The sequence below is a fragment of the Aeromonas sp. 603079 genome (assembly GCF_049172135.1).
In the GTDB taxonomy this organism is placed as follows: Bacteria; Pseudomonadota; Gammaproteobacteria; order Enterobacterales; family Aeromonadaceae; genus Aeromonas; species Aeromonas veronii.
Genome location: NZ_JAAKPX010000008.1, coordinates 74618 through 91511 on the forward strand (window position 1 = coordinate 74618; position 16894 = coordinate 91511).

At 54.3% G+C, this 16894-nt stretch carries 19 protein-coding genes; 5 read left to right on the forward strand and 14 right to left on the reverse strand.

What is annotated here, in order from left to right; genetic code table 11:
• Positions 1–25 precede the first annotated feature (25 nt).
• The gene (gene arcA / locus G5287_RS07655) at positions 26–1246 is read right to left on the reverse strand and encodes an arginine deiminase (protein ID WP_005339718.1); all 1221 of its coding nucleotides are present in this window, start codon (positions 1244–1246) and stop codon (positions 26–28) included.
• A gap of 747 nt (positions 1247–1993) precedes the next feature.
• Between arcA and G5287_RS07660 the strand changes: the two genes are divergently transcribed.
• From G5287_RS07660 to G5287_RS07670, 3 genes are all read left to right on the forward strand, one after another.
• Positions 1994–2170 (forward strand): hypothetical protein, encoded by a 177-nt coding sequence (locus G5287_RS07660; protein ID WP_216952272.1) that lies wholly within the window; start codon positions 1994–1996, stop codon positions 2168–2170.
• A gap of 97 nt (positions 2171–2267) precedes the next feature.
• Positions 2268–2915 carry an AAA family ATPase gene (locus tag G5287_RS07665; RefSeq protein ID WP_216952274.1) on the forward strand — a complete coding sequence of 216 codons (648 nt, stop codon included), beginning with the start codon at positions 2268–2270 and terminating at the stop codon, positions 2913–2915.
• Between the two features lies 1 nt (position 2916).
• Positions 2917–3285 carry a CopG family transcriptional regulator gene (locus tag G5287_RS07670; protein WP_216952276.1) on the forward strand — a complete coding sequence of 123 codons (369 nt, stop codon included), beginning with the start codon at positions 2917–2919 and terminating at the stop codon, positions 3283–3285.
• 735 nt (positions 3286–4020) lie between these two features.
• Here G5287_RS07670 and hemN read toward each other — a convergent pair.
• From hemN to G5287_RS07690, 4 genes are all read right to left on the reverse strand, one after another.
• Positions 4021–5394, reverse strand: coding sequence for an oxygen-independent coproporphyrinogen III oxidase (gene hemN, locus G5287_RS07675; protein ID WP_216979906.1), 1374 nt, complete (start codon positions 5392–5394; stop codon positions 4021–4023).
• 31 nt (positions 5395–5425) lie between these two features.
• Positions 5426–5866 (reverse strand): DUF2489 domain-containing protein, encoded by a 441-nt coding sequence (locus G5287_RS07680; protein ID WP_005339712.1) that lies wholly within the window; start codon positions 5864–5866, stop codon positions 5426–5428.
• Positions 5867–5877: 11 nt separating this feature from the next.
• Entirely contained in the window at positions 5878–6465 is a 588-nt protein-coding gene (gene yihI / locus G5287_RS07685; protein WP_421231116.1) for a Der GTPase-activating protein YihI, read from the reverse strand.
• 836 nt (positions 6466–7301) lie between these two features.
• Positions 7302–7919, reverse strand: coding sequence for a c-type cytochrome (locus G5287_RS07690; RefSeq protein ID WP_005339710.1), 618 nt, complete (start codon positions 7917–7919; stop codon positions 7302–7304).
• A 142-nt stretch (positions 7920–8061) separates the two neighbouring features.
• On the opposite strand from G5287_RS07690, the gene yihA reads away from it, so the two are divergent.
• Positions 8062–8718 (forward strand): ribosome biogenesis GTP-binding protein YihA/YsxC, encoded by a 657-nt coding sequence (yihA, locus tag G5287_RS07695; RefSeq protein ID WP_064337553.1) that lies wholly within the window; start codon positions 8062–8064, stop codon positions 8716–8718.
• 776 nt (positions 8719–9494) lie between these two features.
• Here the strand turns inward: yihA and G5287_RS07700 are convergent.
• The 9 genes from G5287_RS07700 to G5287_RS07740 all read right to left on the reverse strand — a co-directional run bounded on the left by G5287_RS07700 (position 9495) and on the right by G5287_RS07740 (position 16262).
• Entirely contained in the window at positions 9495–9755 is a 261-nt protein-coding gene (locus tag G5287_RS07700) for a DUF1488 domain-containing protein (protein ID WP_064337554.1), read from the reverse strand.
• Positions 9752–10573, reverse strand: a complete 822-nt coding sequence (gene aroE / locus G5287_RS07705) for a shikimate dehydrogenase (RefSeq protein ID WP_227341767.1) — start codon at positions 10571–10573, stop codon at positions 9752–9754. Before aroE ends, G5287_RS07700 begins: the two co-directional genes overlap by 4 nt.
• Before the next feature lie 103 nt (positions 10574–10676).
• Complete coding sequence (hemF, locus tag G5287_RS07710; protein WP_043823181.1) at positions 10677–11585, reverse strand: oxygen-dependent coproporphyrinogen oxidase; 909 nt, start codon at positions 11583–11585, stop codon at positions 10677–10679.
• A gap of 112 nt (positions 11586–11697) precedes the next feature.
• Positions 11698–12258, reverse strand: coding sequence for an L-threonylcarbamoyladenylate synthase (locus tag G5287_RS07715; protein ID WP_227341766.1), 561 nt, complete (start codon positions 12256–12258; stop codon positions 11698–11700).
• Positions 12259–12393: 135 nt separating this feature from the next.
• Positions 12394–12897 carry a 5-(carboxyamino)imidazole ribonucleotide mutase gene (gene purE / locus G5287_RS07720; protein ID WP_005341951.1) on the reverse strand — a complete coding sequence of 168 codons (504 nt, stop codon included), beginning with the start codon at positions 12895–12897 and terminating at the stop codon, positions 12394–12396.
• Positions 12898–12971: 74 nt separating this feature from the next.
• Complete coding sequence (locus tag G5287_RS07725) at positions 12972–13529, reverse strand: type I DNA topoisomerase (RefSeq protein ID WP_042054851.1); 558 nt, start codon at positions 13527–13529, stop codon at positions 12972–12974.
• Positions 13530–13584: 55 nt separating this feature from the next.
• Positions 13585–14058 (reverse strand): DUF494 family protein, encoded by a 474-nt coding sequence (locus G5287_RS07730; protein WP_227341765.1) that lies wholly within the window; start codon positions 14056–14058, stop codon positions 13585–13587.
• A complete protein-coding gene (dprA, locus tag G5287_RS07735) occupies positions 14051–15166 on the reverse strand; it encodes a DNA-processing protein DprA (RefSeq protein WP_227341764.1) in 1116 nt (371 codons plus the stop codon). The genes G5287_RS07730 and dprA overlap by 8 nt, the downstream gene beginning before the upstream one ends.
• A gap of 1 nt (position 15167) precedes the next feature.
• Positions 15168–16262 carry a LysM peptidoglycan-binding domain-containing protein gene (locus G5287_RS07740; protein ID WP_227341763.1) on the reverse strand — a complete coding sequence of 365 codons (1095 nt, stop codon included), beginning with the start codon at positions 16260–16262 and terminating at the stop codon, positions 15168–15170.
• A gap of 108 nt (positions 16263–16370) precedes the next feature.
• Between G5287_RS07740 and def the strand changes: the two genes are divergently transcribed.
• On the forward strand, positions 16371–16883 hold the full coding sequence (def, locus tag G5287_RS07745) for a peptide deformylase (protein ID WP_216952294.1): 513 nt from the start codon (positions 16371–16373) through the stop codon (positions 16881–16883).
• Positions 16884–16894 lie beyond the last annotated feature (11 nt).

The window sequence follows — 16894 nt, forward strand, 5'->3', positions numbered from 1 at the left end:
CTTCTGCCAGCGCCACGCCGTCTCATCAGATGCTGTCGCGTTCCATCGGGCAGCTCATGCAGCGGGCGCCGCCGCGGCCACGGCCCAGTTCATCACCCGGGATGGAGAGGACTGTGATACCGGCTTTGTCATATTTCTCATTGGTGTAGGTATTGCGCTCGTAACCCACCACCACGCCGGGACGTACTGTCAGTACGTTGTTGGCGTCGTTCCACTGCTCGCGCTCGGCTTCGAAGCTGTCACCACCAGTGGTGATGATCTTCAGCTGATCCACGCCCAGCGCTTTCTCGATGGCGGTGACGAAGTAACCCTCTTCCTTGATGTTCATGCCGGTGGCGCCGCCCGGAGTCAGGCTCCAGCACTGCACATCCTTGCGGATCACTTCCGGATAGACGGAGAAGGTGTCGATGTCCATGTGGGTCATCACGGTATCCAGGTGCATGCAGCTGCGGTGTTTCGGCAGCTCCATGGCGATGACCTGCTTGGCCTGACCGTGTTTGAACAGGCTGCGAGCCAGATGCTCGACACCTTGCGGGGTGGTTCGCTCGGACATGCCGATCAGCACGGCACCGCGGCCGATAACCAGTACGTCGCCACCCTCGATAGTGGAGTTGTCGTAGTCACGCTCCTCGTCACCGAAGTACTTGATGAAGTCCTGGCCGGCAAACATCGGGTGCCAGCGGTAGATAGCCTTCACGTGGTTGGTCTCGCGGCGACGGGCCGGCTTGGCCATCGGGTTGATGGAGACGCCACCGTAAACCCAGCAGGAGGTGTCACGAGTGAAGAGGTGGTTGGGCAGCGGCTCGATGATGAAATCGGTCGGAGCGTGCATGCCCACTACCATGTTGACACCGCTGTAGGGCATCTCGGAGTAAGTCAGGCCGCCGGAGAGAATGCGGGCCAGTTCGCGGTGCGGCATGTCAGCCAGGAAGCAGCGCACGTCGTTGGCAAAAGAAGAGCCGAGGCGGTAGTCGGAGACCTGATGTTGCAACAGCCAGGTTTTGGCTTCCGGCACATCCAGGGTTTCGGCCAGCAGATTGGTCAGCAGGAAAACTTCGACATTCTGATCGCGCAGTACCTGAGCGAATTTGTCGTGCTCCTGACCGGCGCGTTCAACAGACAGGACGTCATCGAACAGCAGATCCTGGCAGTTGGAAGGAGTCAGACGCTTCAGACTGAGGTTGGGGCGGTGCAACATGACACGGCGCAATTGGCCAACTTCAGAACCTACATAAAATTTGCTCATGATTATATTCCGTCTAGCAATGGTCCCTGCGAGTGATTGAATAGATTCCTTCTATTCATGCTCGTGGCTAAGGCGGGATATTCTTTATGTAGGGTAATCGGCTTGTGTTCTATCCTGCCCTTGCCTTTCGAGACCGAGGTTAGCCCTGCGAATCACGACAAACTTAGACATTGATCACATTCACTTTGAACTGAATATATTCACCTTTCAATCTATGACTCCAGTAGCAATTTACGCATTTTCCTCCCAGCAAACCCTGAATCTTCATGCAAAACCACCCCGATATATTTCAGGTTGATTCAACTTTTATTCATGCCAACTCACTGGAAAGATTAAAAGAAAAAACAAAAAAACATTAAAAAACAATGAAATGGGCGACAACTAAAATAATATCTGAATATTACTACCTGTGTATTGAATACATCGCCGTAACGAGAGGAACGCGGGAGAAATAAATACTCACATCGACCACATTCACTGCATAAATCTTTTCTTGTTCCAGATCATGGCATTGATGCCAACCCCATCAGGCCCAGCCTCATAAGTCACCACCTCTTTTTGCGGTTCAACTTAATATGCACAAAGTCCGCATCAAGGTGGGCAGCCATCCTCGTCGGTCACCACAACGCCTTTTGATACTTTTTTCATTAATTGAATTTATTCACCTCACCTTGCGCTGGCGCCAACCTCGACTTAACTCAGAAAGTGATCCGGATCACACAGGAATGGCACTACCAAGGAGTTGTTATGAAGATGAAACCCATGCTGTTGCTCGCGACTTTGCTGCTCTCTGCGCTCCCCACCCTCAGTCAGGCTGAAGGAGCCCCTGCCATACCCATGGTGGTATGCCATGTCGACAAGACCCCCCAGATGCTGGTGCCCGACTATGTCTGCCGCTGGCATGGCGGCAGTGTTCACTATTAACCTGCAGAACGAGAGGAGCATCACTCCTCTCGCCTTGTGATGAGCCAACCCCCTCCTATACTGAAATCAACGGTTTTCTCATGGATAGGGGAACGTCATGATCTTGTTGGTCGGTGGGGAGAAGGGTGGCAGTGGCAAGAGCTGCCTGGCGCAAAATCTGGCGGTCTACCTCAGATCCCAATTTCAGGGAGAGGTGTTACTGGTCGACTGCGACCCGCAACGCACTACCTCGGACTGGATTCAGGAACGCAATGACAACCCGGATCTGCCACAAATCAACTGCGTTCAGCTCTATGGCAATATTCGCAACGATCTGCTTAGCCTGAAAAATCGCTATGACTACGTCATCGTCGATTGCGGCGGGCAAGACAACCGGGCACTGCGCTCCACCATGGCTGTCGCCACCCACGCCCTGATCCCCTTGCGCCCGAAACGCCGCGACCTCAAGACCCTACCCCACATGGAAGATCTCATAACCACCTGCAAGATGGTCAATCCGACCCTCAATGCAGCCGTTGTATTGACCCAATGTCCATCTTTGCCCAATCAGGTAAAGCGGATTCTCGAGGCCAAAGAGGTATGTGCCTCGTTCGGAGTCGACGTACTGAATTCCATCACCTATGGCCGCAACGTCTACGACGATAGTGAGGAAAAGGGATTATCGGTGATGGAGATAGAACCGGATGGCAAATCTGCCGAAGAGATCCGGGCCATCGCCAAAGAGTTCCTGAAAGTGGGGGTATGAGATGGGCTTGGCGGACCTGAAGAAAAAGCATCAGCTGCATCACCAGAAGAAGTTCACTGTCGATGAATTTATCGAAGATGCTGAGTTCTACGCCAAGGGTAAACCCAAGGTTGTCAGCCTTGAGTTGAGTCTGCATAGGGATGAAGCCTTGTCGGCACTGGCCTTTATCGAGAGTGGTGAGCATCTGAAGCCCAGCTTTAAAAAAGCGACCTTCTCCATGAGTACAGTGGCCATCGATGAGCTGGGTAATCTGACCCAACAAGACGGCATGAACAAGTCCCTGCTACTGCGCCTCTTTACCCACTACTTCTCTTCGCTCACCCCTGAAGAGCGCCAAACCATCTATGAGCGCCTCAACCAGCACCTATAAATACCCCATTCACTGCTCTTTTCCTGCCGTCACACCCACATTGGGTGATCACCATCAGAGCACAGAATCTGTTTCCAAAGTAACCAAAATCCCGTGTAAGAGATCTGCCATTGCACATGTAAGTAAACAGCCTAAAAGATCCTCGAGATAATCGGAAAATAGGATCTTAAAACGTGAAGGCGATTAACTTAAGCAGCTGTTTATAAATGAATAAATCGAAGCACACCACTTTCGAAACAGCTAATAGAAAAAACGTTTTCCATTCTGACGTTGTAGCCGGTTAGAAAATCCTTATAGTTACTCATGCACGGACGCAATGAAGTCGGTCAGGAAGACTGGCTGCCAGGGTTGGGCAAATGGACTCGCCACAGGATGTGGTAAAGGACACCTCCCGGGACGGAGAAAGTGCGACGGGACAGGATGACTCGTCAGGCCAAGATGGCTAAAGGACACCCCAAAGGATTGGGAAGGGGAAACCTAAAGGAAGAGGTAAACAGTCAGGGATTGCAGGGAGCAACTTCGTTCAAGGATCTGAGCGATACGACTACCGGGGGCGACGCAAGTCGCCCCCATCTTTTTATCTGCATTTCACCGTCCCCTTGCTTGGCTCTCAATTGCTTGCCTCAGCGCAGAGACTTCTTACCAGAACCTTTCCGACCCGCTGCTTAAGCAAAAATACATATGAAAAGGGCGCCACGATGGCGCCCTTTTCTGTTTTCTAATCGGCAAACAAGCTTATATCACGCGAGAGAACTGTTGCTGGCGCGCCTTGTTGCGCAAGTACACGTCGAAACACATGCAGATATTGCGGATCAGCAGCTGCCCCGTGGAGGAGACCTCCAGACCATCCTCCGTCATACGCACCAATCCATCGTTGATGAAGGTCTGCAGCAGCTTGAGATCGTCGGCAAAATACTCTCTGAAATTGAGACCGTGCGCCTGCTCGACAGACGCAAAGTTCAGACGGAAATCACAGATAAGCCGCTTGATCACCTCACGGCGGATCAGGTCATCCTGATTGAGCGAGCAGCCTTTCCACTGGGCATGACCCAGCTCTGCAACCTGTGCGTAATACGCCTTGAGCTCTTTCTGGTTCTGGGAATAGGCATCACCGATCATGCTGATGGAGGAGACACCCAACCCCAGCAGATCGCAATCACCTTGAGTGGTATAACCCTGGAAGTTGCGGTGCAGCTTGCCCTCGCGCTGCGCCACTGCCAGCTCGTCATCGGGTTTGGCAAAATGGTCCATGCCGATGAACTGGTAACCCTGGCCAGTGAGGAAGGCAATGGTGTCCTGCAGCATGGCCAGCTTCTCCTGCGGCGCAGGCATATCAACCTCTTTCAACTTGCGCTGGGCAGCAAAGCGACTCGGCAGATGGGCATAGTTGAAGATGGAGAGGCGCGCCGGATCCGTCTTGAGCACTTCTTCCAGCGTATGGTGGAAGCTGACACGATCCTGATGCGGCAGGCCATAGATAAGGTCGAGGTTGGTCGAGCGGAAGCCTAGTTCACGGGCCCGTTCCAACATGGCTTTAATAAAGTCGTTGTCCTGCTCGCGGTTGACTGCGACCTGTACATCCTTGTTGAAGTCCTGCACCCCAAGGCTGATGCGGTTGAAGCCGACATCTCGCAGCACATCCAGCATGGTAATGGCAATCTCGCGCGGATCGACCTCGATGCTGAACTCCCCCTCTTCGGCGAAATGGAAGTGCTCACGCAGCATGGCCATCAGACGGCGCGTTTGCGCTTCATCCAGATAGGTGGGTGTACCGCCACCCCAGTGCAGCTGGGTGACCAGACGATGCTTGAAGAACGGGGCTTGCGCCTTGATCTCCTGCTCCAGGTAGTCGAGGTACTCGTCAGCCTTGTGCTGATGACGGGTAATGACCTTGTTGCAGCCGCAGTAGTAGCAGAGCTTGTGACAGAAAGGGATATGCACGTAGAGCGACAGATTGCGCTCGGGATACTGGCCAGCAGCGTGGACAAAATCCGGATAGCCGAAGCTCTCGTTGAACTCCAGCGCAGTGGGATAAGAGGTGTATCGCGGGCCACTGTAGTTATATTTTTCGATCAGGGCCTGATCCCACACAATCTGTTCTGCTTGCACGCTCGCTTCCTCTCTTGTTGTTATTGTTGGCTCACCGACCTAACTGAAAATCCTTCAGCTGGGCCACATCCTTGAGGATCTGAGCCTCCAGCTCGGCCTCGTAGCCGCTGCGTTCGAGATCCATCTTCATCACTTCATTGCGCTTGAGGGCACGTCTGGCCTCATGAGTCGGCATATCTTTCACCTTCTCATACAGCCCGTACAGACCCGGGAACTCGGCAACAAACGCCCGTCCCCCCTTGATCTGCAACGCATCCAGCAGATTGGTCAGCCGAATGGCGCCTTCGGAGTAATCACACTGCCCCTCCTGCACCGCATGAGCAATGACCCGCACGCTCTCCAAAATTCGTTCATTGCGAGCGGTAATCGCCTGCCACTGCATCGCTTGCTGTCGTCTCAGCCTGGCCAGCAGCATGCCTGCATAGATGGCCAATCCTGACAAAATCAGGCCGCCCAACAGGGCGGCCAGCATCCATCCACTCATCACTTTTTCTTCGGCTCAGGCTTGGGTTCCGGCTTGAAATCGACCTGGTTGAAACGGTCCCACAACTCCTCTTCGGAGGCTGGTTTCTGCTCGTCGAACTCGGCGTCATCGCCATCATCAAACGGCAGCTCGTCATCTTCATCATCGTCGTTGTCGATGATGCCCAGCTCATCCATCAGCTCCTGATAACGGTCGACACGCTGATCAACCCAGGCCTGCTCGGCCGCTTCCAGGGTTTCACCGGCATCAAGACGATCCAGCAGATCATTCAAGCGGTCATCGTTTTCGATGGACGCCAGCTCCTGCTCGGGCGTCATCACCAGCGTCTTCTCTTTCACCGCCTTGGGGGCTGTCGGCTTCTTCTGTTTGTCATCCACCACCAGTACCACCGGCTTGCGGGAACCGATACGCGGATCTGTGGACTGGCTGTTGCCAGACTTGCTCTTCGGCTGTTCAACTTGCTGACGAGAACCAGCCTTCAGGCCCTTGCGCTTGGCAGCCCGTTTACGCTCACGGCCTTCCTGAGCACTGACATCAGATTCTTTGCGCTTGCCAGTAGGCTTGCGAGTGGGTTGTTTGGCAGACATGAATGGCTAACTCCGAAAATAACTGGTTTGACCCGTACCCGGGATGATCTAACCCGGTGGGATACGATGCGAGGAACAGTAAGGCTGGAACAAGAGCAGGATCCCGCACCAATCAGGCCCAATCAGGCCACTGAACACCGCAGGATCGGTATCCTCTGGGCATGTTGCTGGTATTTTGACACAGAATGGCTAATCGGGTTAATGACCCAAAAGAAAAAAGGCAGCCGAAGCTGCCTTGATATGTTCATGCGTGCGCCATCCTGAATGGCAAAACAGTCTGTTTCGTCCTCTCCATGACAACTTGTCGCCGCATCATATCGTTGTGTGGTCATCCTGACCTTATATTGGTCGTTCCTGAATGTGCGTGTACCTGTTTGACCCGTCTCGACCGCATCCTGCCATCGTGCCGGGGAGTCTGCATCCCGCAACCCCATCCCGCTCCGGAGATGGTCACCATCCTGATCCTTCAATCCTTTGCCAGCTCATCCGAGCCCATGGCATCCCGCCACGCCAGCCATCCTCTGCTCACAACACCCTGTCGTGAAACCGCCACCCAATCCGTGGGTGAATCCATTAAGCCTACTGTACCAACTCTATAAAGCGGCTCAATCCACTCAAAACATTCTCAACATGTCGAAAAATATCAATATTTATATAATTCATTGATAAATAATAATTATTTAATATTTTATGCAATTTTATGAGCCTTGGCCTGCCTTGAGAATGGGAGATCTCTTACAGAACGGGGGGATTAAACCGAGAATTATCTGAAAGCCATAAAAACAACGGGGAGCCCAGGCTCCCCGTTTCAACTCAAATCGACCGTATCGACTATATCAGTGCAGACCCGCCACATATTTGGAGAGGGCTTCGATATCCTGATCAGTCAGTTTCTTGGCAACGTCCCGCATCATGCCATTCGGATCGTTGTCACGCGTCCCGGCACGGAATGCGGTGAGCTGAGCCTTGATATAGGCAGGATGCTGGCCGGACAGGTTGGGATACTTCGCCTGTTCGACACCCGAGCCACGGGGACCATGGCAAGCCGTACAAGCTGCCAGACCGCGACTCATGTCACCACCCATATAGAGTGCCTTGCCCGCTTCGACCACGTCGTCAGGGACAGCGATAGGGGTAACCTTCAGGCTGGAGAAATAAGCCGCCAGGTCATCCATGTCCTGTTCCGACAAAGGTAACGCCATCGGCCCCATCACTGGCGCAACCCGGCCAATTTGACCAGAAGCGGCAGCCTTCAGTTCAACTAACTGTTTTTTGATATATGATGCGTGCTGACCAGCAATTTTGGGGTACATATCAACCAGGCTGTTTCCGTCCGGTCCATGACAAGCCGCACAAACGGCAGCCTTGGTCTGTCCCGCAGCGGCATCGCCCTTGGCTTGTGCCATCCCCGTTACGCCAACCATCAGAGCAAGAGTAATGACTAGGTTCTTCATGGCGTTCCAACTTTTCGTTATTAGGCTTCCAGATCCCATGCCGCTGAAGGCATGTTAAAATAAACGCGTTTAAGCGACGCTATTTTACACCATTTTACAAAAAAGTAACTCTATAACCCTCTATCTCCATGGGGAATTTACGTTGGATACACAAACTCTGAATTTCAATAAGGTGCATTTTGTGACCAGCGCACCCGACATCCGTCACCTGCCAAATGATGGGGGTGTCGAGATCGCGTTTGCCGGCCGTTCCAACGCCGGTAAGTCATCTGCATTGAACACCTTAACCAAACACAAGAACTTGGCGCGCACCAGTAAGACACCCGGTCGTACCCAGCTGATCAACCTGTTTGAGCTGGAACCGGGCAAGCGTCTGGTCGACTTGCCGGGTTATGGTTATGCGCAAGTTCCGCTGGAAATGAAGCTCAAGTGGCAAAAGTCACTGGCAGAGTATCTGCAGCGCCGTGAGTCATTGAAAGGTCTGGTGATCCTGATGGACATCCGCCACCCGCTCAAAGATACCGACATGAACATGCTGGAGTGGAGCTCGCACCGTCAGTTGCCCGTCATGCTGCTGCTGACCAAGGCTGACAAATTGAGCCCAGGTCCACGCAACAACCAAGTGATCAAGGTGCGCCAGGCCGTTGCCAACCTCGGTTCCCAGATCCAGGTCGAAGCGTTCTCCTCCCTCACCAATATCGGTGTGGAAAAGCTGGCGAAAACCCTGACCGAATGGTACGTCAGTGGTGACGATACCGACCTGCTGAACGCTGACGAACAGCAACCAGCCGAGGAGTAATCTACTCCTCGCTCTCCTTGCAATTGGCGGAGCACTCCTCCGCTGATTGAAAGGGTTTCAGATTGCCGCTTTCACCTGCCTCACGACAAACACCCCGCATTCGCCTCCCCGGCTATATCCATTACTGCTTACAGTTCATATAGATAGGTAGTTGATTCACGCAAGAAATTAACATCTAAAGACGTTGAGAGCGTTTTCAAATTCGCTCTTTCAAAACGAACAATAATTACAAAAATAGACAAAAATGAAATTTAATTACAAGATCTAACCAAAAGGGATAAAAATGAGGCCGGACGACAGTGATGCCATCCAGCCTGAAATAATAAGTTCAAAAAATTGGGAAGAAGCTGAATCTTGAGTACCAGACGACAGGTATTCCTCAAGAAGCAGCCTCATTCTATCAAATGCATCGCCAATTTAAAGCATTTACTCTAAATGGCGCGCATAAAAAAACACCCCGACGAGAACCTCATCGGGGCAGCTATTCAGCCACATTCAATTACGTGAAATAAAAGGTCTGAAAGATAGAACATCTTACCTCTGTACCCTACGCAGACAACTGTACAGCAAAGCAGCAGAAAGTGAAAGTAATTTATGTAATTTAGTTTCACAGCTTATAGATTAAGAAAAAATCTTTTATTTTCATGCAGATAAAAAAATCCCCAGTACGAATACCGGGGAGTTATAAAGGTGACTAGCTAGCACTTCCTCAACTATCTAGTTAGTCAGCGTCATTTCAAAGTAGTTCCGCTACAAAACAAAAAAACTTTGAAAAATCAGAGATAGATAGCGCCATCTTCAGCAAGCTCTTGTTCTTCAATGAGTTTTTCAGCCATGTCTTCAATATCAAAACGTACACTTTCGAAGGCTCTGACGATGTCATCCTCCCTCGTCAGCGCCAGACCTGTCATTCTCTCCAGCCGCCGCTGACTGATGTAACAATCTATCAGCGCCCCCATCTGCTGAGCAGGAAAACGCACCCGCTGTTCGTCAGCCTGCCACTCCATCAGGTCAGGAAACAGAATACCCTGGTTCATATGACCCCCAAGTTACGCTTCAACTCTCTCAATACCTGTTTAGTCCCGGGACGAATTCCGCGCCACACGGTAAACGCTTCGGCGGCCTGTTCCACCAGCATGCCGATTCCATCCATGGTTTGACGGGCCCCATGCTGTTTGGCCCAACTGATAAACGCCGTATCCGAGGCGCCATACATCATGTCGTAGATGGCAATATCAGTGTGGATCAGGGCGGGGGCCAACGGCGGCAGCTCCCCTTGCAGGCTGGCGGAGGTAGAGTTGATGACGAGATCGAATGACCCTGCCAACTGCTCATAGGTCTGGGCAGTCACAGGCCCCAGATCGCAGAATTCGGCTGCCAACTGTTGCGCTTTTGCGTGGGTGCGGTTGGCGATCACCAGCTCGCTCGGCAACTCGGCCAGCAGCGGCGCCAATGCACCGCGAGCCGCGCCACCGGCACCCAGCAGCAGGATCCGGCTATCCGCCAGCGTCACACCATGGGACTTGAGATCGGCGACCAGACCGGCGCCATCGGTATTATCCCCCAGCAACACGCCATCATCGGTCAGCTTGATGGTATTGACCGCGCCCGCCAGCTTGGCCCTTGGGCTCAAGCGATCGACCAGAGTAAATGCCTGCTCCTTGAAGGGAACGGTGACATTACATCCCTTGCCCCCTTGGTCAAAGAAGGTGCGCAGGGCGTGGGCAAACTCGTCGACGGCGGGTTCAGCCAGCCCATACTCCAGCTCTTGCTGGGTTTGTCTGGCAAACAGGGTGTGAATGAAGGGGGACTTGCTGTGGCGCACCGGGTGGCCAAAAACCAGATAACGATCCATCAAAGAGTTCCATCAGAGGGCAATATTCCGATTTAACGGGTTTTCACTCTCGGGAACAAGCCGAATAACGGCCAGTAAAAAGGGACCATCATGGTCCCTCGGGTCACAGCCATTCTCGCGGCGTGAGGTAATCGGTGTAGAGCAAGGCTTCAGGAGTGCCCGCCTCCGGCTGCCAGTCATACTCCCAACGTGCCAGCGGTGGCATCGACATCAGGATCGACTCGGTACGTCCGCCGGTCTGCAACCCGAACAGGGTGCCTCGGTCATACACCAGATTGAACTCCACATAACGGCCGCGACGATAGAGCTGGAACTCCCGCTCCCGCTCGCCATAGGGCAGCGCCTTGCGTCGTTCAATGATCGGCAGGTAAGCATCGAGATATCCCCGACCTACCGCCTGCATAAAGGCAAAGCAGTCGGCAAAGGGCCAGCGATTCAGATCGTCGAAGAAGAGGCCGCCCACCCCTCGCGTCTCGTTGCGGTGTTTGAGGAAGAAGTAGCGATCGCACCAGGATTTGAACTCGGGGTAGATCTCATCACCAAATGGCTGGCAGAGATCACGGGAGACCTGATGCCAATGCTGCACATCCTCGGCAAACGGGTAGAAAGGCGTCAAATCGAAGCCACCGCCAAACCACCAAATGGGCTCTTCACCCTCTTTCTCGGCAATGAAGAAACGGACGTTGGCGTGGCTGGTCGGCACATAGGGGTTGTGCGGATGGATCACCAGCGACACGCCCATAGCCTCGAACTTGCGACCGGCCAACTCTGGCCGATGGGCTGTAGCAGAGGCAGGCATGGCATCGCCATAGACATGGGAGAAGTTGACGCCCCCCTGCTCGATCACCGCGCCGTGGCGCAGCACACGGGTGCGACCACCGCCACCGCCTTCACGGCTCCAGGCATCTTCCACAAAGTGTCCGGCACCGTCGGCCATTTCCAGACCACGGCAGATCTCGTCCTGCAACTGCAACAGGAAGGCCTTGACCTGGGCCACATCCGGTTTGCTCATCTTGTCTCCAGTCAGGCAGGATCGTGAACGCCCTGTCCATTTTTATAGTTAAATCAATCCGATGAGCTCACCGCTCAGCGGATTGATAGCAAATCATGACGTATCCGCCTGTTCAGGAGGGGCGAATAATGGCGCCGGTTCGGGCGTCCTTGATCTCGGATGGGTTAGCTTGACCACCCACTTCCCCGGGCAGGATATAGGCTAACTTGCTTGCCAGCCGCTCACCAATATCGGCCACGCGGCGAGCCGGCTCCTCACCGGTCAGGTTGGCGCTGGTAGAGACCAGCGGCTTGCCAAAGGCACGGCACAACGCCTGTACCTGAGGATGAGCCGTCACGCGTACCGCGAGGGTCTCGAACTGCCCGGTCAGCCAGGCTGGCGTCGTCGCACGGGCAGGCATGATCCAGGTAAAAGGACCGGGCCAGCTGGCTTCAACCAGAGCCAGTTGCTCACCGCTAAGCTGACTCAGATCGATGTAATCCTGCAATTGCGCCACGTCGGCAGCAATCAGGATCAACCCTTTCTCTACCGGACGCTGTTTGATGGCCAGCAGTCGCTGCACCGCCACTTCGGAGTCGGGATCACAACCCAGACCAAACACAGCCTCGGTCGCATAGGCAATCACCCCTTCCTGCTGGAGGGCGGCAACCGCCTGTTCAAATTCATTTGGCATAGGAAAAATGCGGCAGCCAGGCTGCCGCCTCGTCACTTAGTAGCAAGTTGAATCCATACGGCGGCGACCACAACAAAGTGACGTTTTGCTGTAGCACAGGAAAAATACGACACATCCGGATCGCCACCCGTTCACTTACTTGAGTTGAGCCTGCAGGGCGGCATCCTTGGCCATCACCTCTTCGGCATTCTTCTGGCGTTCGGCCCGAACCTTGGCTGCCAGTTCATCATCGGCTACTGCCAGCATCTGGGCTGCCAGATAACCTGCGTTCTTGGCACCGGCTTTGCCGATCGCCACAGTCGCCACCGGTACACCACCCGGCATCTGCACGGTGGAGAGCAGCGCATCCAGCCCCTTGAGCGGGCCACCATCGATGGGCACCCCGATCACAGGACGAGTCGTGATGCCGGCTACGGCACCCGCTAGGTGCGCAGCCAGACCGGCAGCACAGATAAAGACCTTGCAGCCACGGGCCTCGGCATCGGTCACATACTGATGGGTCGCAGCCGGCGTGCGGTGCGCGGAGGTGACTTTGACTTCCACTGCGATATCAAATGACTTGAGCACCTCGAGGGTGCTCTGCATCACGGGGAAATCAGAATCAGAGCCCATCAATACGGCAACAAAGGGTTTATTCATGGTGGGAATTTCCTTACTCCAAGTGGGGGGTTGAAGTTCACCGAAAACGTTTCAATCCGGTTGCGGCGGCGGGATTATACCTGCTCACTTTGGTGGCCGCATTTCTTTTGCGGACAGACCCAACGCAGCGTTCCCCTCACTTTTTTCTCGACCATGATGCCCCAACCACACGCGGGACAAGGCATGGGGATCGGCTTGTCGTTCACCACATATTTGCAATGGGGATAGCCATCACAGGAGTAAAATTGCTTGCCATAGCGGGAGGTCCGGCTCACCAGATGACCCTTGCCGCACTCGGGGCAGAGGATCTGGGTATCATCGCTCTCCTGCAGGGATTCGATGTGCTGACAGGCCGGATACTGAGTGCAGCCGACAAACAGACCGTAACGCCCCTTCTTGATCGCCAGCGGCTGTCCGCAATCGGGACAGGCAGAGCCTTCGAGCACCTTTTCGATGTCGCGGCCGGATGGCGTCAGGGAGCGAATGTAATCACAGGCAGGATAGGCAGAACAGCCGAGAAATGGGCCATGTTTGCCCTGGCGGATCACCAGCTCGGCCCCGCACTGCGGGCACGGCTCGCGCTCGAAGGCATGTTCGTGGGCTGAAAAGAGGTGATGATCGATTTTTGACATGGGCCGCGCCTTGAAATCCAGATGGCCTGAATTCTACCAGCGCGGCACCGGACTGTCAGTGAATGACGCCGTCTGACTCATCAAACACCAGCTCTTCCATCTGCTGGTAGGCATTTTCACTGCCCGGTACGTTGAACAGCACCATCATGACGACCCACTTCAGGTCATCCAGCTCGATATCCGGTTTGTCCAACTCGAGCAGACGCTCGATACAGATCTCGCGGGTTTCGGCATTCAGTACCTGGGCCTGTTCCAGAAATAGCAGGAAGCCGCGGCACTCGGTGCTGAGGCGTGCCAGCTCTTGCGGGGCATAGATACGCATCGAGCCTTGCGCGCTGGCGGCCACATAGACCTCCCGCTCGCTATCATGCAGATTGGCCAGTCGCTCCAACCAGTCGAGCGCCTTGTCGATCTCTTCCTTGTCAAAACCGGCTCGGCTCAACTCGTCGGTGAGTTCATTCTGCTCGACCATCACATCTGCATCGCTGTGGATGTAGGTCTCGAAAAGGTACATCAATACATCAAACATGATTCGCCCTCCTCGCTCTGACGTATCCACCGGCTACCGCCATCACTGCACCGACCAACTCCAGCTCTACCAACCTGCCCAATACCACTTCGACAGGAAGCTGGGTCCGCTCGGCAACGGTATCCACGCTCGTGGTCTCGTAATCTACGTTATCCAACAAATCAGCATAAGGCAATTCGCTATTATGCTGTTGCTCAGATGGTATGGCCGACGGATCTGGCCGTGCGAACCACTCTGGCAACTCTTCCACTATATCGGCCGCACTCAGCACAAGTTTGGCCCCCTGCTGAATTAATCTGTTGCACCCTATCGCCTGGGCGTTTTGCGGGGCGCCGGGTACCGCAAACACTTCGCGCCCCTGCTCCAGTGCATAGCGAGCGGTGATCAGCGAACCACTCTGCTCGGTCGCCTCCACCACCAGAGTTCCCAACGACAGACCACTGATAATACGGTTGCGACGAGGAAAATGTTCAGCCAGCGGCCCTTTATCCGGCGCCAGCTCGGAGATAAGCAAACCACCTTTCTCCAGAATCTGACCTGCCAGTCCCTGATGGCGTTTGGGGTAGAGGCAATCCAGCCCGGAGCCCAACACGGCAAGGGTGATACCACCACAAGCCAGCGCCTGCTGATGGCAAACACCATCGATACCGAGCGCAAGGCCCGAGGTGATGGCGAACCCGCATCTAACCAGTTCGCTACAGAGACGGGACGCGTTATCTTTGCCTGCATAGGTGGGATGACGTGTCCCCACCATCGCCAGCTGGGGTAGCGACAGCGCTTCAAGATCGCCACGGCAGTAGAGCAACAGGGGGGCCGCGGGAATTTCACGCAACAAGGGCGGATAAACAGGGTGATCTTGCGGAATAAGGAGATTGCCAGGTAACGCGGCCCAAGCCAGACTCTGCTCAACAACCGGCGAGGGCCAGCGCAGTTGTTTGATCTGCTCTGACGACAGCCCCATACCGTGCAGCTGTGTTTCATCGCTCTGAAACAGGGCATCAATCGAACCGCCGATCTGCTCCAGCAGCCGAACTGCGGTTACAGGGCCGATTCCGGTAACCGCATTGAGGGTTAACCAGAGCGCCAAGCGCTCATCGGGGTAATTCACGTCAGAAGTGAGTGACCTGATAACCCGAGCTCACCATGTCCTTGCTCTGCATGATGAGGCCATAACTCAGCTTGTCATACACCTTGAACAACATGACGCGGGCAATCGCTTCAGAGGGCAGTGGTGCCTTCTGGTTGCCACTACTGTAGAACACCTTGTCGTAGACAGAGGAGAACTCCTTGTATTTCACTGCACCATTCTTGGTGACCAGAGCAGCCCCCGGACGCCGAACATCGAGCACATCGCCCGCGGAGAGTTGATCCCGAGCGCCTTTGTTAATCAAGACCACATCAAACTTGCCCCCTCCCCTGGCTTTGCTCGGCAAGTCGATGATGTAGCCAGGGGCAATCGCCGGGGCAGCCTTGGGCATGAAAACCGCAGGCATGTTCTCCTGAGGGGGCAGCTCCATAATCTTGTCACCCTGCAATACTTCACGCTGGTTGTGGGTGAGAGTAACTTCGGTCCGATCACCATCCAGCAGCGCTACCGCACGCACCACGCCTGCAAAGATGGCCTCCTGACCCAAAAGCTCACCTGTCTCGCGATCCTTGTAGACCACCCCGGGATGATAGATGCCATACATCTTGCCCGGTATCAGAGCTCCCTGCACATAGAGGGTGTCCCCCTCAAGCATTCCAAGGTGCTTTTCGTCTGAACCCAGCAAATAGGGCAGCATTTTCTGCTGCTGACTGTCGGCCAAAATATGGTCCGTCTGCAAAAAGGGACCTATCTCGCTGAAGGGCAGAGTAGGGATAGGATTTGCCTTGCTCTCATAACGGGTTTTCGGGCCGAGACGGATGACCTGTTTGTCCCCCTGCATCGCTTTGCCCAGCCGGGGCTCACCATTGACCCAGCTCAGGTGCAGCACGTCCCCTGGGTAGATCCAGTGCGGATTGGCAATCTGTGGATTGATGTTCCAGAGCCGGGGCCACAGCCATGGCTCAGAGAGATATTTGCCGGAGATATCCCACAGGGTATCGCCTTTTTGCACTACATAGCTTTCGGGATAACCCGCTTTCAACCTCAGCTGATCGGCCAGAGCAGCTTGGCTCATGGTCACCAGCAGGCAGGTGAGGATGGTTTGCTTCAGATACATAACACTCCCTGTTACCTCTGCGCGCAAAGTGTTGCTGTTTTTTGTCGGCGTAAATGACTAGAATTACGCCAATATTGACTGCATTTATACGAAACTAAAGAAAAAACTATGGCCATTCTAGATGTATTGCGTTTTCCCGATGAGCGTCTGCGTACTATCGCAGCCCCTGTCGAGACCTTTACACCCGAGTTACAACAAATTGTAGATGATATGTTCGAAACCATGTATGCGGAGGAAGGCATTGGCCTAGCCGCAACGCAGGTGGATATTCATCAACGCATCATAGTGATCGATGTCTCTGAAAACCGTGAAGATCCTCTGGTATTGATCAATCCGGAAGTGATCTCCCAGTGTGGCAGCACCGGCATTGAAGAGGGTTGTCTCTCCGTGCCTGGCAGCCGCGCTCTGGTGCCTCGCGCTGAGCAGATCAAGATCCGCGCCCTGGATCGCCACGGCAAACCGTTCGAGCTGGAAGCGGACGACCTGCTCGCCATCTGTATCCAGCACGAGATGGACCACCTGATGGGCAAGTTGTTCGTGGATTACCTGTCCCCGCTCAAGCGCCAGCGCATTCGCCAGAAGCTGGAAAAGATGGCCCGTGAAGATCGCAAAGTCCTCTGAGGATCTGCCCC

Excerpts from the sequence above, each read along its gene's own strand:
- arcA (WP_005339718.1), bottom strand. The coding sequence starts at position 1,246 with ATGAGCAAATTTTATGTAGGTTCTGAAGTTGGCCAATTGCGCCGTGTC.
- def (WP_216952294.1), top strand. The coding sequence starts at position 16,371 with ATGGCCATTCTAGATGTATTGCGTTTTCCCGATGAGCGTCTGCGTACT.
- G5287_RS07730 (WP_227341765.1), bottom strand. The coding sequence starts at position 14,058 with ATGTTTGATGTATTGATGTACCTTTTCGAGACCTACATCCACAGCGAT.
- G5287_RS07715 (WP_227341766.1), bottom strand. The coding sequence starts at position 12,258 with ATGCCAAATGAATTTGAACAGGCGGTTGCCGCCCTCCAGCAGGAAGGG.
- G5287_RS07680 (WP_005339712.1), bottom strand. The coding sequence starts at position 5,866 with ATGCTGGCCGCCCTGTTGGGCGGCCTGATTTTGTCAGGATTGGCCATC.
- purE (WP_005341951.1), bottom strand. The coding sequence starts at position 12,897 with ATGAATAAACCCTTTGTTGCCGTATTGATGGGCTCTGATTCTGATTTC.
- G5287_RS07690 (WP_005339710.1), bottom strand. The coding sequence starts at position 7,919 with ATGAAGAACCTAGTCATTACTCTTGCTCTGATGGTTGGCGTAACGGGG.
- G5287_RS07725 (WP_042054851.1), bottom strand. The coding sequence starts at position 13,529 with ATGTCAAAAATCGATCATCACCTCTTTTCAGCCCACGAACATGCCTTC.
- G5287_RS07740 (WP_227341763.1), bottom strand. The coding sequence starts at position 16,262 with ATGTATCTGAAGCAAACCATCCTCACCTGCCTGCTGGTGACCATGAGC.
- G5287_RS07665 (WP_216952274.1), top strand. The coding sequence starts at position 2,268 with ATGATCTTGTTGGTCGGTGGGGAGAAGGGTGGCAGTGGCAAGAGCTGC.
- hemF (WP_043823181.1), bottom strand. The coding sequence starts at position 11,585 with ATGAGCAAACCGGATGTGGCCCAGGTCAAGGCCTTCCTGTTGCAGTTG.
- aroE (WP_227341767.1), bottom strand. The coding sequence starts at position 10,573 with ATGGATCGTTATCTGGTTTTTGGCCACCCGGTGCGCCACAGCAAGTCC.
- G5287_RS07670 (WP_216952276.1), top strand. The coding sequence starts at position 2,917 with ATGGGCTTGGCGGACCTGAAGAAAAAGCATCAGCTGCATCACCAGAAG.
- G5287_RS07660 (WP_216952272.1), top strand. The coding sequence starts at position 1,994 with ATGAAGATGAAACCCATGCTGTTGCTCGCGACTTTGCTGCTCTCTGCG.
- yihI (WP_421231116.1), bottom strand. The coding sequence starts at position 6,465 with ATGTCTGCCAAACAACCCACTCGCAAGCCTACTGGCAAGCGCAAAGAA.
- G5287_RS07700 (WP_064337554.1), bottom strand. The coding sequence starts at position 9,755 with ATGAACCAGGGTATTCTGTTTCCTGACCTGATGGAGTGGCAGGCTGAC.